The following is a 12,378-nucleotide window of genomic DNA, read 5'->3' as shown; positions in this document are numbered from 1 at the left end:
ATTCTGTTCACTTGCTCTTTCTACGGTATTTCTTCCATGTGCGATAGCTTCTCCGAACCACATTCAGTGCAAAGCCGGGAATGGGCATTTTACGGACCCATGGATAATAGAAATGATCATAAGCATTTTTGAGATCGTCCCACATGGGACAATATTCGCTTTTCAGAAAGTCAGACACGTCGACTACTAATCCTCTGCCATCTTTCATCATCACATTTTTCCCATGTACGTCATGCGGATTTAAGCCCCTGCTAACAGCGTAAGCAAGTGCTTCATCTATGTCTGTAATGACTTGGCGTGGAATCGGAATCCCTCGATGCAAGCATTTGTATAAAGTAACGCCTGTCAAACGGCGCAGTACCAAATAATTATCTCCTGCATGCAAACATTCTGAAAATGCGGGATGTTTCCCTAGACGTCTATATACTTCTGTTTCCTCTTGGATGCCCGGTCTGCCTGGCGCATATACTTTAACAACAACCTCAGGGTAATCCGGATGCGCAAGTACGGCTGCATAATTACCAGAACCAACAATCTTCCATGGCTTAGGTATATAATGTACAACAATTGGATCGTAAGGTTGCTTACTGTAAAGCTCCAAGTTCGGGAGCAATTGGTGTTCAATTTCATTCAACCAAATCTTTAACATTGAACTATTTCTGCTCCCCTTCCATCTTGTTTTTACCTACGTGAAGGCGACGGAATCATAATTTGTTAATTGCTGCTATGTGTGGTATTATACAAAGATATTTGTGTAAAGTGAAGTGTTGAACATGCCCTATTATAATTTGCTAGATTCCCATATAAAAATGAAGCTAATCCCTTGACCCTTGGTCAAGGGATTTTTTTTCCTTGGGGAAACACTTCTGTAGGAGGTCATCATTGATGAACAACGACAACAAATCATCTGTTTGGGCGATATGGCTATCGCTAATCAGCAATATCATTCTTACCATCATGAAAATCGTAATTGGTTTGCTGTTTCATAGTGAAGTTTTATTAGCTGATGGGGTTCATAACGCAGGTGATATTATCGCCACGATCGCAGCACTGAGTGCCATGCAAATTTCCAAACTTCCAGCCGATGAAGACCATCCCTACGGCCATGGCAAAGCAGAGGTTTTAGGGTCGGGATTTGTAGCTTTTATCCTTGCGCTAGCTGCCATTTATATTGCCTATCATTCGACAGCCGCATTTTTCCATGAGCCTCTAACACCAAACTTAATTGCCTTTATTGCAGCAGCAGTGTCTATGGTTTGGAAATACGTCCTCTATGTATATACGATGCAGATTGGCAGTAGAACGAACAGTAAGGGGCTAATTGCAACTGCCAAGGATCACCTAGCCGATGTCTACGCCTCTCTGGCGGCAGTTGTTGGAATTGGATTGGCCTTTGTTGGTAAAACTTATAACATTCACTGGTTATCTTACGGAGATGCAGCAGCGGGAATTATCGTTTCATTATTGGTTTTGAAATTAGCTGTGGAAATGGGCAAAGAAGCCTTTGATGTCCTCATGGAGAAAACAGTGGATCAACAAAAGCTGCACCAATATACGCTATTAATCCAAGCGGTTCCACAGGTAAAACGAATCGATCGTATTCGTGCACGGGAGCACGGTCATTACATTTTAGTAGATGCCAGAGTTGCGATTCCCGGTGAGCTCACGATCCAACAAGGGCATGATATCTCCCGTGCTATCAAGAAATCCATTATGGAACAGCATGGTGACGTCGATGAAGTCCTTATCCATTTGAACCCTTGGTACAAAGAATAACAGTCCATTTTTCATTTGATAAAATAAGATAACTATGGGCTCAACAACATGAAAATAACAGAAAGCGGTGCTGAGATGTCAAGCAATCCTTATTATTTAATCTTTTCTGTCATTTTAATAGCAGCAGTCTTATTTACAGTGATCATTGGTCACTCACGAACAAATAAAGAAGGCAATCCCGAATATGATAACAAAACCAAAGGAAATTGGTCCCGTCTTACGTTTTTCTATGTGATTGCAATTTCCCTTGGAGTGCTTGCCCTGATTATCTATGTAGTCAATCGTGCTTCCACGTAAAGAACAAATAAGCGCAGAAAACGCGCTTATAGCGGGAGCTTTGCGAGCCGAAGCTCGTCGACAGTGTCGGAGAGGTCGGAATTGACTTCTCAACTAACCGTCCGTACTGTTTAAGCGCGGAAATCGACTTCTCCGCTGACCGTCCTTTTCTTGTTGTAAGATATTACTTGTTCATCTTCCTATCCCCCAGTTCATTTTACAAAACTTATCCACAAACCCACATCTTTCATATTACCCCATAATTTCCTATACAATGAAAAAGACGCTAGCCAGGATCTTCATCCTGATTAGCGTCTTTTTTGTAAATCTCATGTCTTACTTCTCCTCAAAAAAACGAAGATAAGCGCCATAGCCTTCCTTCTCCAGATCGGCTAAAGGAATAAAACGAAGTGCAGCTGAATTTATGCAATATCTAAGACCATCAGGCCCTGGACCATCATTAAACACATGACCTAAGTGGGAGTCAGCCTCATGGCTTCGCACCTCTGTACGTACCATGAGATGACTAGTATCCGTTTTCTCTTTCACACTACCTTCAAATACCGGTTTCGTGAAGCTAGGCCAGCCACAGCCCGAATCAAATTTGTCATAGGAGCTAAATAACGGTTCGCCCGATACGATGTCCACATACAGCCCCTTCTCATGAGAGTCCCAGAACTCATTCTCAAATGGCCGTTCCGTCGCATTATTTTGCGTTACTTCAAATTGAATCGGTGTTAATTTTTGCTTACGCTCAGCTTTATCCTTGGCTGTGTTCCAATGCTTTTCAATATAGGAATCACGTCCTGAACCTTTGCGGTAGGCCTTGTAATGCTGCGGATTTTTGTGATGATAATCTTGATGATAGTCTTCCCCGGGGTAAAAGGCTTCCGCATCAATCCGAACGATTTCGGTTACGATAGGACGATCGAATCGGCCGCTATCCTGGAGGGCTTGCTTGGAGGCTTCAGCCTTCTCTTTCTGCTCGTCACTATGGGCAAAAATACCAGTTCGGTATGACGATCCGCGGTCATGGAACTGACCTCCGCTATCTGTGGGATCAATCTGACGCCAAAATGTATCAAGTAATTTATCATAAGGATAAAGTTCGGGGTCAAATGTAATCTGAACAGCTTCAGCATGACCTGTTGTCTCCGAACAAACTTCTTTATAAGTCGGATTGCTTGTGTGACCGCCAATATAACCTGACACAACGGATATAATTCCTGGCAGCTCCTCGAATGGTGTCACCATGCACCAGAAACATCCACCAGCGAAAGTTGCCTTTTCATAATTGCCTTGCTGAACGTTATCAACCATCTCATCTTCACCTCTTCCTTTCAATTCCCTTCTATCATACCAAAAGATGAGCAAATAACCAAAAAACACCGTTCATCCCGAACGGTGTCTTCAATAATAAAGCTGAATCTTACAGGTTGTTAAAGATATCCGTAAGAACAGGCACGATTTGAGATTTACGTGAAACTACGCCTTTGAGCAGCGCTTTGTTGTCTACAAGCGTAACGTTGTAAGCTTTCTCCACCGCATCTGCTTTGCGTCCAAGAGCCAGACCAACGGAATCATTGTTAAGAATGTCTGTCACAACAAACAAGAACAAGTCCAGCTTTTTCTCAGTGATGATGGCATTAAGCGCGGATTCAATCTCAGCTTGCTGGGAAAGAACATCGTTAACATCAACTGCATTCACTTGTGCGATTTCGGCTTTGTAGCTGCCCATTTGGAATTCTTTTGCATCCAAAGAAATCAATTGTGCAACTGTTTTGTCGCTTAGATCTGCTCCGGCTTTCAACATTTCCAGACCATAAGTCTCAGCGTCAACGCCAGCAAGTGCAGCAAGTTCACGAGCAGCGGCAACATCTTGCTCCGTGCAAGTCGGTGATTTGAACAACAAGGAATCCGAAATGATAGCTGAAAGCATCAAACCTGCGATATCTTTATCGATGGAAACTCCGTTTTCTTTGTACAATTTATTAAGGATGGTTGCTGTGCAACCAACTGGCTCTGCGCGGTAGTACAGCGGATGGCTAGTCTCGAAGTTAGCAATACGATGGTGGTCAATGACTTCCACAACACGTACTTGATCGATGTCAGTAGCACTCTGTTGGCGCTCAACATGGTCTACCAGGATAACATTAGCTGCTTCATTCGCTACAGTCTCAACTTGACGAGGCGCTGCAACTTTAAAAGTATCCAAAGCATATTGAGTTTCACCATTCACACTGCCAAGACGAACAGCCTCAACCTCTTGCCCTAATTTCGTTTTCAGTGCAGCATAAGCAATTGCGGATGTGATTGAATCAGTGTCCGGATTTTTATGTCCGAAAATTAGTGTTTTTGACATTGTACGACTCCTTAACCGAAATAGTATAGTTAGAGCTTATCATCTCTATTTACGATTATACTAAAAAATCTCGGTAAATCCACTACTACCGTTATTGTCCGTCAATATCCAAACACTTTCATAAATCCATTAGGAGATTGTAGTCCAGATAAGTTGACCTTCTCATTAATTACAAAGAAAGGAACCCCTCTGATCCCCAGCTTTTCCGCGTTCCGCTGTCCTAATTCAACCTTTTCAATCCCATCGCTTTTAATAAGCCGCATTTTGTGTTCAGCAGCAGCATCGTCAGTGATCCCGTTATGAACTAACCACAACTGGCTTTACMKTTTTAATATGATTAATGTAATCGATGCTGCTCTGTGCTAATCGTTCATCCGTATCCGTAACGATAGAAGTGTCGTTTAGTGAAAAGTGAGGCAGATAAGAGGCACTAATAAAATGAGCAAGCGCTTCTATTGGTCGCAATATTTCTCGCAGCGTAAAGCGATTGAACCCGGTTGCTTGATACGACTCTTCCGTACCATAGGTCGAGATCGCAAGGTTCCTGCATGATTTTCATTTGTTATCGAAAAATGATGCGTTTTTCATAAATATACTTTCTTGCTTCTTAACTAAGGGTCCATCAAGTTCTGAGATTCGTTTTACTTCAATCCATTCAGGATCGTTGCGGAAATGCTCGTAGTTAAGGTTACGCATTTCCATATTGTCATGCTCAACAACGTAATAAAGACGGTTATTCGCATCCTCCGAATCTTCCCAGAAATGCGTCACTTTCATATCATGATTCATAAATAATTGAATAACATGATCTCTGAACCTGTCTTGGATAACCTTCATCTTGCCAGGATTAACATCATAAATTCGCAGCTCATACAACATCTCATCCCACCTCCATTTAGAAAAATTGTTCGTTTACTATTTTCGAAAAGTTTTTGTCTATCTATTAAAAGATAAAATTATATTTATAAAAAAATCCGCCTTCTTTTTTATGTTAAAGCGGATATTAATCTATCGGCAATGCTATCAAACTTGCTTAAATCCCGAAAAGTTCTTGCAAGTAATTGCGCACCTTAAAGTGAAGCTTCTACCTTTTATTAGATACTACCGGATATTCAGGTTTCTTTAGCATTACTTTGTTTACTCATACATTATACAACGATTCCAGTTATCACGTATAATGCATAATTATGATATCGAGCATCTCAATTTCAGATACCTAATCTTTCTTGTTGTATTCCTTTTTGTTTTTGAATTGACGGTATGCTGCAGAAATACACATCAAAACTCCTGTTGTGACAAAGACACCAACTGGAAAACCCCAGGTCCCCCATACTGGGAATATAAGAGGCATCAACGAGACGCCAAATGCAACAGGAACAGGTACTTTAAACAAATTACAAAGAATGAGTGTAATCAGAACATTTACGACACCAACCCAAATGATTGAACCTGCCAACAAGTGATAGACTCCGACTGAAAGAATTGCCGTTGTCGTCAATACCGCCAAACGAGATGGAATCGATTTCCAGGTAAATTCCTTAGCATGAAAGACCTCGAAAATGAGGGCAAATACAGGTGGAACCACTAAAACTTCTAATCTTGTTGCGAATGCCAGCCCAATCCAAAGAGCTAAAACAATGGTTATGATAACCGTATCCGTTTTCTTTCGAAAATGCTGCGGATCACCAGACAACTTCTCTGGATTTCTCAATCTAAAAGCAGCAAACATAATCACAAACGTAAAGACAGCAGTTGTGATTGCAAAAACATACTCATGTAGACCTAAAAAGATCGGCAGCAATGTAGCAGGAATCGTTGGTCCAAAATTGACGCGAAATATATGCATTAGAATGACAATAATCACAAGACCAAACCATATTTTCGGCACAGGCATTAGGGACAAATAGTTCAAAGAGGTGCCAATGAATGCACCTAATGTTGGGGAAAGCCACAGGTGAACCGGCTTCTTCATCCAATGCGGTACAGGAAACACCATAACCCCCATGGCCATACCAGCGATTTCTGGGAAAAGTATATCCTTTTGTTGTAGAACTACAGCAGCAACAAGCATGAGAATGACTAAAATGTATGCTGATAAAAAACTTCTGGATTTTAGGATATTCCAAATCATTTCAATCGTTCTCCTTTTCGAGACAAGTCCACTACATGACGAATCTGTAATGGTTCTTTTGTCACTGAGATAACAATTCAATCCTTAATAGGCTTGTTCAAAATCGTTATCGATATCGACGTTCTGACTCTTGAATTGGATAATCATACGTATTATCCGTTGACGAATGGATTTTATACGCGATCCAACATAATGACTCGATTCTTAAAATCCTGAAAAGATTGTGTATACTTCCTCCATTTTTCGGGAATCTCCTTACTATTTTCACAATAAACGGTCTGTAAATAACGGGACAAGTTCGTTACTTTCTCTTCCACAAGGACCTCGCGTATCTCAGAAGGTTTTGAAGGCACATCATTTTCCCGGACAATCTCGAATTGGTCTAGTGGCAAAAACATTTGCAGACTTTTTTTATAGGAACAACGAGTTGGGTAACGAGGTGAGCTTCCCGAATCGTACTTAGACAACTTAACAGTGTCATAGAAGTCACAAAGCAAGGAATGTGCATCCAATTGAAGGATAGCAAATGCTTCATCTGGTTCTCTTCTTGAATAAATCTCCAGCATTTTTTGACAATCTCTTTGCGTTGGCCAAAAAAATACGTGCTGGTCCAGATAATTATGAAATTGCCTATGAGTTGTTTTTTCATCCATAACTTTATCTGCAATTCGTAGATGGGCGTTTGCTACAAAAATATTTCCGTGAAAATGTATTTCTCTACTGACTATCCGTCTTTCATTTGATAAGTCAGGATCAACCTGATTACATGAATACAAAGCATCAAGGTGTGCAATTGAAGGCAAGTTGCGGACTCTCGTAAAATGAAATAGTGACTTCCTTTTTGAGCTGTTCGTTATTTTTTTTACAATTGAATCGTTCATACCATGATCTCCCTTATCCTATCTTATTTCTAGTGTCTTTAATTCCATCCTAATTTAATTGCTTTGTGTCCGATTGATTCTTCGCGTGATGTAATCTAATTATAAAAATCAACATATCAACTATCAATGTCCTTTTTTCTATCATAATGATGCATAATTTCTATAGGTTCCTGGGGTTGGAAGCTGCAATTGTGCAGCGAGATTGCGCTGGATGACAATTCAATACTATAATGTGAAATTTAATGCTGACGACTATCTAATAATGATGCTCAGGTTGCATTGAAGAGAACTTAAAAGTAAAAAAATTGTAATCACTCCTTAAGAGAAGAGATTACAATCCTTGGTAATGCATAAAGACGCACATGATCTATGCAATTGAAGTGAATTACTGGAAAAACCCCTGGTCCATTGGAATTTATCCACTGTTTTCTCTCATTTGCGATGGAGATGACACGTTCTGTTGGATATTTTCCAATGAAACTGCTTCTAGATGATAATTAGGATGGGGATTTTTGGATTTTATTGGATTTTTACAATGGAAGATATGACCTATGCAATTTGATCCATTTCCTGCTAAAACGGCCGTAATTAACGATAATATAAGATCATATACCTGTAATTGACTAGTTGCTAAGACGTTGATCATATCATCTGGAAATCTCCAGTTAATTCCGTGCAGTATTTTCTTCGGAATCACAAAAAAGGTTGTTACTGCAGTAGGTTTTCCATCAAAAAAGTGCTTTTAATGGAAAGAACCAGATCCGGTGGCAAATTTTCCGTTTAAATTATGTTTAACGGACACCAAAGACTTTATTTGCTGATTAACCACTGTTTCTCGATTCTTACGGACACAGTGGACCTTATTTCATAAAAATCCATCCAATTGGACGCTACTACGGGCAAATAAGCGCTACTGTGTCCGTTAAGGTGAAGCACAAGCACTCAAGAACTAGAATACCCATTCAGATCATGGATACCGAACTTCCAGTGGGCTCCTATGCAGGGATATTTACAAAAATTCACTTCAACTGCATAACTCATAAAGACGCAGTATTTTTGCCAATAGTGCAAATGAACTTATTATCAATTGTTTAATGTTTAGCGTCGAGTTCGGCTTCTATCCGGGAAACTTTTGAAGACTCTCCCATGCGCCAATAAACAAAGAAGCTTATGCCAATACAGACAGCTACATAATAGTAAAAGAGCGACTCGACTCCAATACTCTTGAACCATAATGCGATGAATTCCGCGGTCCCGCCAAAAACCGCGACGGTGAGTCCGTATGGGAAACCCACGCCAAGAGCACGGATTTCTGTCGGGAAGAGTTCGGCTTTCACGATGGCATTGATAGATGTATAACCGGTAACAATAATGAGACCCACTAACATAAGCAATAAAGCACCGATAGGGCTCTTCGTGTGTTCCATGATCAGGAACAACGGCACCGTTAATAATGTTCCAAGGATACCGAAACTGATCAACAGCGGGCGTCTACCGATCCGGTCGGATAGCATGCCAGCGAGCGGCTGTAGTATGACAAATACCAGCAAGGCAATAAAGTTGATCCAACTCACAGTCTCTTTGTGTAGTCCCACAGTATTCACCATGAATTTTTGTAAATACGTCGTGTAAGTATAGAAAGCAACGGTTCCCCCTAGAGTTAGTCCAATCACTGTCAGCACTGCCTTGGGGTGCTTCATCAGAGCCCGAACAGTCCCGGCGTTATCACGGCTTTCAGAACTCATTTTCGAGAACTGCTCTGATTCGTCCATCGTGCGACGAAGCCATAATACGGTCAGTGCCCCCATTGCTCCGATGACAAAAGGAATCCGCCAGCCCCATGATTTCATGTCAGGTTCACTGAGCATTTGCTGTAGGATGATCTGGACTCCGAGTGCCACCAACTGTCCGGCAATAAGTGTTACATATTGAAAACTCGAGTAGAATCCACGGCGGCCACTACTAGCCATCTCAGATAAATACGTTGCCGACGTTCCATATTCTCCACCTAGCGACAATCCTTGAAGTAGGCGAGCAAGAACCAAGATAACGGGGGCTAGCACGCCAATGGTGCCAAAACTAGGCGTGCAGGCAATGATCAGCGACCCTCCGGCCATAACAGATATGGAAAGCGTTAGCGCAGCACGGCGGCCATGACGATCGGCATATCGACCAAGCAACAGGCTCCCTATCGGGCGCATTAAGAAGCCTACAGCGAAGACCGCTGCTGTATTTAACAGTTGGCTTGTCGGGTTTCCTTTTGGGAAGAACTGTGCCGAGAAATACACAGCGAAAGCAGTATAGACATACCAGTCGTACCATTCTATCAAATTTCCAACCGAACCTTTGAAGATATTGCTTGCGATGCTTCGCGTTTTCGCACGTTCAACGGTTTGAGTCATTATTATCCTCCTCAAAATTGTCATGCCATATTTATTATTTGAAAGCGTCTAGAATTTCTTTTAATTAATCTTGAATCCTCCCTCCTCAATTTGAGCTGTTGTTATCAAACTGTTCTAGATGAGGTCATTATAACAAGGTTTTCTTTATTTGAAAGCGTTTTTACTTAAGATGCAGAAATATCAACTTAAAATGTTATAATTCCATCGTTAAATGTAAACGCCGTAAAGCGTCCAAAATCAATTAAATTTATAAGTAAGGCTAATGTAGAAATAAACAACAGTCCAAAGATTTATTCAAAAATCTTTGGACTGTTGTTTGGTTTTTCATCGGTGAACGATAGGTTTTAGTTTTTGCCCACCGTAATTAATACCATCTTCAAATAAGCCGTGTATATTTTCTCAATCAATGGAAAAAAATGATTAAATCTTTCATGAATGCACTACTGCTGGCTTCACAGTTTTAATATGATGAATATAATCTTTACTGCTCTTTGCTAGTCGCTCTTCCGTGACGTCCGAGGTGTCGTTTAGAGAAAAGTGAGGCAGATAAGTGGCACTAATAAAATGAGCAAGTGCTTCTACTGGTCGCAATATTTCTTGAAGTGTAAAGCGATTAAACCCGGTTGCTTGATACGATGCCTCGGTACCATATGTTGAAATTGCAACACCTATTTCTTTACCTTTTATCTTAGTAGCATCCGGTCCATAAGCCCAACCATAAAGTAATACTTGGTCAAACCACTTTTTGAGTAAAGGCGGCGTGCTGTACCAGAAAAGCGGATATTGAAAAATAATTCGATCATGTGACTCAATCAATTGCTGCTCTTTAGAAACATCTATATTTTCATCAGGGTACGTTTTATATAACTCATGAATAGTGATATCATCATGCTTTTGTAACTCCTGTACCCATGCTTTATTCCAGTTAGACGCTTCGATGTTCGGGTGAGTAACAATTACTAAAGTTTTCATTTTGTCGCTCCATTTCATATCATTTATTTTGGAATATTTTTATAACTAAGGAGATCGTGTTTACTCTATTATTATCTAAAAAGAAACCCACAACTATTCAATACCAGCTAGAAATTGATGGGCTTACACATCAGCGTATTTTCAGCGAATGCATGTGGAGCAATTCATGACTATCCTTTAAGCAGACTCCCATTAAATAGCACCTTCATTGTTCGAATAAAGAGAACGAACACAACGATACTGAGCAAAGCCAAAATGATCGCTGAAATGGCTATTAACAGCCACGAATCCACGAACATCGCATATTTTAAAGCGGCATTGCTGAGAGCAGCTATCGGAAAGCTTACGCCCCACCAAGAAGCGCCAAACGGGATCGACTTTTTGAATACTTTGAAGAACAAGACAGTGAACAAGAACAGACCAAAGTAAAACAAAATGGAGGCGAACTGATCAATTCCCTTCTCAAAGTTCGTATAGCCAAGAAAACCAACCTCAAACGGTGCAATCATTATTATCATAGAAGGTGTTAATCCTGCTGGCATTGGAGCGTGATGAATCAATCTGGATAGGATCAACGTGAAGTATACTAAAGCCACGGTTCCACCGATTGCAAGGGAAAATAAATTAAATTCATGCGCCCATGGGAACGGCATTGTCCCCCCGGCAACCGAAATATCAAGGGTCCCTACCACAGGAACCAGCGAAGCCGGAACCTTGTTAAGCGGCTCGTGATTCCCGTTCAACAAGCGTGCAACGAAAACAAAACAAAGCGCTAATGCCAATACTGCTCCGATGATCCAAATCACTTGCCCCGATATTTGACTGTAGATGCCGATCACGGAGGAAAGCAAGAGTATGGCTATCGTGATCGTACCGAAAAAATTCCCCACGATGGGATGCATAAATTCAGCTTTGACTTTTTGCGGGTATAAAGCCCATTTTGAAATATAACCTATGCTTAACGCGATAAAAATCACAATTGCAATAATTCCTATAATATCAGCAATGACGGTGGAAGTGCCGAATAGCTTGCTTGCTTCTCTCCAAGCCAATGATAGACCTGAAATTCCCATAACCGATGCAAATAGGTTAACGGGTAAGAATTGAATTGAACCGATGCTTTTTTGTTCCTGTACGGCAGTTATAGTTTGCATGGATGATTGTCACTACTTTCTTTAATAATTTTGTTGAACCGCTCGGCCAATTACTCTACATGCTTGAACGGGTAAGACTAAATTACTTTCTCAATGATTTGGCGACGCCTAGCGTGTAGACACGCTATATGCTGTTTGGATCGATTTCTTTTGCAGCCTCTGCTAATGCTTGTTCACGGCGGCCATTAATACGTTTGCTCCTCGTTTCACCATTTCAATTGCCGCGGCTTTTCCAATTCCGCTGTTTCCACCAATAACTACTACCACTTCACCTTGAAAACTAATTTTTATTGCCCCCTAATCTACCTATTAAAAGGTAGTTCAATGTAAAAATATTTGCTTTAATTTTTGGTTAAAACAGATATTATTTTTCTCCAAACCTGCTTAAGTTCTGAAAACTTCTCGCAATTAATTGCGCCACTTG

The 12,378-nt window shown here is 40.8% G+C and carries 14 protein-coding genes; 2 read left to right on the top strand and 12 right to left on the bottom strand.

Features of this window, described 5'->3' with window-relative positions:
• Positions 1–7 precede the first annotated feature (7 nt).
• A complete protein-coding gene (locus ASG93_RS27085; protein ID WP_056837090.1) occupies positions 8–649 on the bottom strand; it encodes a hypothetical protein in 642 nt (213 codons plus the stop codon).
• Between the two features lie 236 nt (positions 650–885).
• On the opposite strand from ASG93_RS27085, the gene ASG93_RS27080 reads away from it, so the two are divergent.
• Positions 886–1,776: a cation diffusion facilitator family transporter gene (locus ASG93_RS27080; RefSeq protein WP_056837088.1), complete on the top strand. Its 891-nt coding sequence runs from the start codon at positions 886–888 to the stop codon at positions 1,774–1,776.
• Between the two features lie 48 nt (positions 1,777–1,824).
• The gene (locus ASG93_RS27075) at positions 1,825–2,073 is read left to right on the top strand and encodes a hypothetical protein (RefSeq protein ID WP_235550976.1); all 249 of its coding nucleotides are present in this window, start codon (positions 1,825–1,827) and stop codon (positions 2,071–2,073) included.
• A gap of 315 nt (positions 2,074–2,388) precedes the next feature.
• Here the strand turns inward: ASG93_RS27075 and msrA are convergent, their stop codons facing one another.
• The 11 genes from msrA to ASG93_RS37310 all read right to left on the bottom strand — a co-directional run bounded on the left by msrA (position 2,389) and on the right by ASG93_RS37310 (position 12,221).
• On the bottom strand, positions 2,389–3,372 hold the full coding sequence (msrA, locus tag ASG93_RS27070) for a peptide-methionine (S)-S-oxide reductase MsrA (protein ID WP_056837086.1): 984 nt from the start codon (positions 3,370–3,372) through the stop codon (positions 2,389–2,391).
• Positions 3,373–3,481: 109 nt separating this feature from the next.
• The gene (locus ASG93_RS27065) at positions 3,482–4,414 is read right to left on the bottom strand and encodes a manganese-dependent inorganic pyrophosphatase (protein ID WP_056837085.1); all 933 of its coding nucleotides are present in this window, start codon (positions 4,412–4,414) and stop codon (positions 3,482–3,484) included.
• Between the two features lie 101 nt (positions 4,415–4,515).
• Positions 4,516–4,728: a DsbA family protein gene (locus tag ASG93_RS35485; protein ID WP_156411058.1), complete on the bottom strand. Its 213-nt coding sequence runs from the start codon at positions 4,726–4,728 to the stop codon at positions 4,516–4,518.
• Complete coding sequence (locus tag ASG93_RS34505; RefSeq protein WP_082615120.1) at positions 4,712–4,948, bottom strand: NAD(P)H-dependent oxidoreductase; 237 nt, start codon at positions 4,946–4,948, stop codon at positions 4,712–4,714. The genes ASG93_RS35485 and ASG93_RS34505 overlap by 17 nt, the downstream gene beginning before the upstream one ends.
• Before the next feature lie 21 nt (positions 4,949–4,969).
• A complete protein-coding gene (locus tag ASG93_RS27060; RefSeq protein ID WP_056837083.1) occupies positions 4,970–5,293 on the bottom strand; it encodes an NIPSNAP family protein in 324 nt (107 codons plus the stop codon).
• A 337-nt stretch (positions 5,294–5,630) separates the two neighbouring features.
• Positions 5,631–6,545, bottom strand: coding sequence for a hypothetical protein (locus ASG93_RS27055; RefSeq protein WP_056837081.1), 915 nt, complete (start codon positions 6,543–6,545; stop codon positions 5,631–5,633).
• Positions 6,546–6,718: 173 nt separating this feature from the next.
• Complete coding sequence (locus ASG93_RS27050) at positions 6,719–7,426, bottom strand: DUF7002 family protein (RefSeq protein ID WP_056837079.1); 708 nt, start codon at positions 7,424–7,426, stop codon at positions 6,719–6,721.
• Between the two features lie 1,091 nt (positions 7,427–8,517).
• Positions 8,518–9,828, bottom strand: a complete 1,311-nt coding sequence (locus tag ASG93_RS27045; RefSeq protein WP_056837077.1) for an MFS transporter — start codon at positions 9,826–9,828, stop codon at positions 8,518–8,520.
• Between the two features lie 429 nt (positions 9,829–10,257).
• On the bottom strand, positions 10,258–10,800 hold the full coding sequence (locus ASG93_RS27040; protein WP_056837075.1) for an NAD(P)H-dependent oxidoreductase: 543 nt from the start codon (positions 10,798–10,800) through the stop codon (positions 10,258–10,260).
• Between the two features lie 170 nt (positions 10,801–10,970).
• Positions 10,971–11,954: an SLAC1 anion channel family protein gene (locus tag ASG93_RS27035; RefSeq protein WP_056837073.1), complete on the bottom strand. Its 984-nt coding sequence runs from the start codon at positions 11,952–11,954 to the stop codon at positions 10,971–10,973.
• Between the two features lie 162 nt (positions 11,955–12,116).
• The gene (locus ASG93_RS37310) at positions 12,117–12,221 is read right to left on the bottom strand and encodes an SDR family NAD(P)-dependent oxidoreductase (protein ID WP_162262884.1); all 105 of its coding nucleotides are present in this window, start codon (positions 12,219–12,221) and stop codon (positions 12,117–12,119) included.
• Positions 12,222–12,378 lie beyond the last annotated feature (157 nt).

This window comes from Paenibacillus sp. Soil787 (assembly GCF_001429545.1).
In the GTDB taxonomy this organism is placed as follows: domain Bacteria; phylum Bacillota; class Bacilli; order Paenibacillales; family NBRC-103111; genus Paenibacillus_E.
This window is presented reverse-complemented; position numbering and strand designations above follow the sequence as displayed.

Excerpts from the sequence above, each read along its gene's own strand:
- ASG93_RS27065 (WP_056837085.1), bottom strand. The coding sequence starts at position 4,414 with ATGTCAAAAACACTAATTTTCGGACATAAAAATCCGGACACTGATTCA.
- ASG93_RS27085 (WP_056837090.1), bottom strand. The coding sequence starts at position 649 with ATGTTAAAGATTTGGTTGAATGAAATTGAACACCAATTGCTCCCGAAC.
- ASG93_RS27055 (WP_056837081.1), bottom strand. The coding sequence starts at position 6,545 with ATGATTTGGAATATCCTAAAATCCAGAAGTTTTTTATCAGCATACATT.
- ASG93_RS27035 (WP_056837073.1), bottom strand. The coding sequence starts at position 11,954 with ATGCAAACTATAACTGCCGTACAGGAACAAAAAAGCATCGGTTCAATT.
- ASG93_RS27080 (WP_056837088.1), top strand. The coding sequence starts at position 886 with ATGAACAACGACAACAAATCATCTGTTTGGGCGATATGGCTATCGCTA.
- ASG93_RS27040 (WP_056837075.1), bottom strand. The coding sequence starts at position 10,800 with ATGAAAACTTTAGTAATTGTTACTCACCCGAACATCGAAGCGTCTAAC.
- ASG93_RS27075 (WP_235550976.1), top strand. The coding sequence starts at position 1,825 with ATGAAAATAACAGAAAGCGGTGCTGAGATGTCAAGCAATCCTTATTAT.
- ASG93_RS27060 (WP_056837083.1), bottom strand. The coding sequence starts at position 5,293 with ATGTTGTATGAGCTGCGAATTTATGATGTTAATCCTGGCAAGATGAAG.
- ASG93_RS27050 (WP_056837079.1), bottom strand. The coding sequence starts at position 7,426 with ATGAACGATTCAATTGTAAAAAAAATAACGAACAGCTCAAAAAGGAAG.
- msrA (WP_056837086.1), bottom strand. The coding sequence starts at position 3,372 with ATGGTTGATAACGTTCAGCAAGGCAATTATGAAAAGGCAACTTTCGCT.
- ASG93_RS27045 (WP_056837077.1), bottom strand. The coding sequence starts at position 9,828 with ATGACTCAAACCGTTGAACGTGCGAAAACGCGAAGCATCGCAAGCAAT.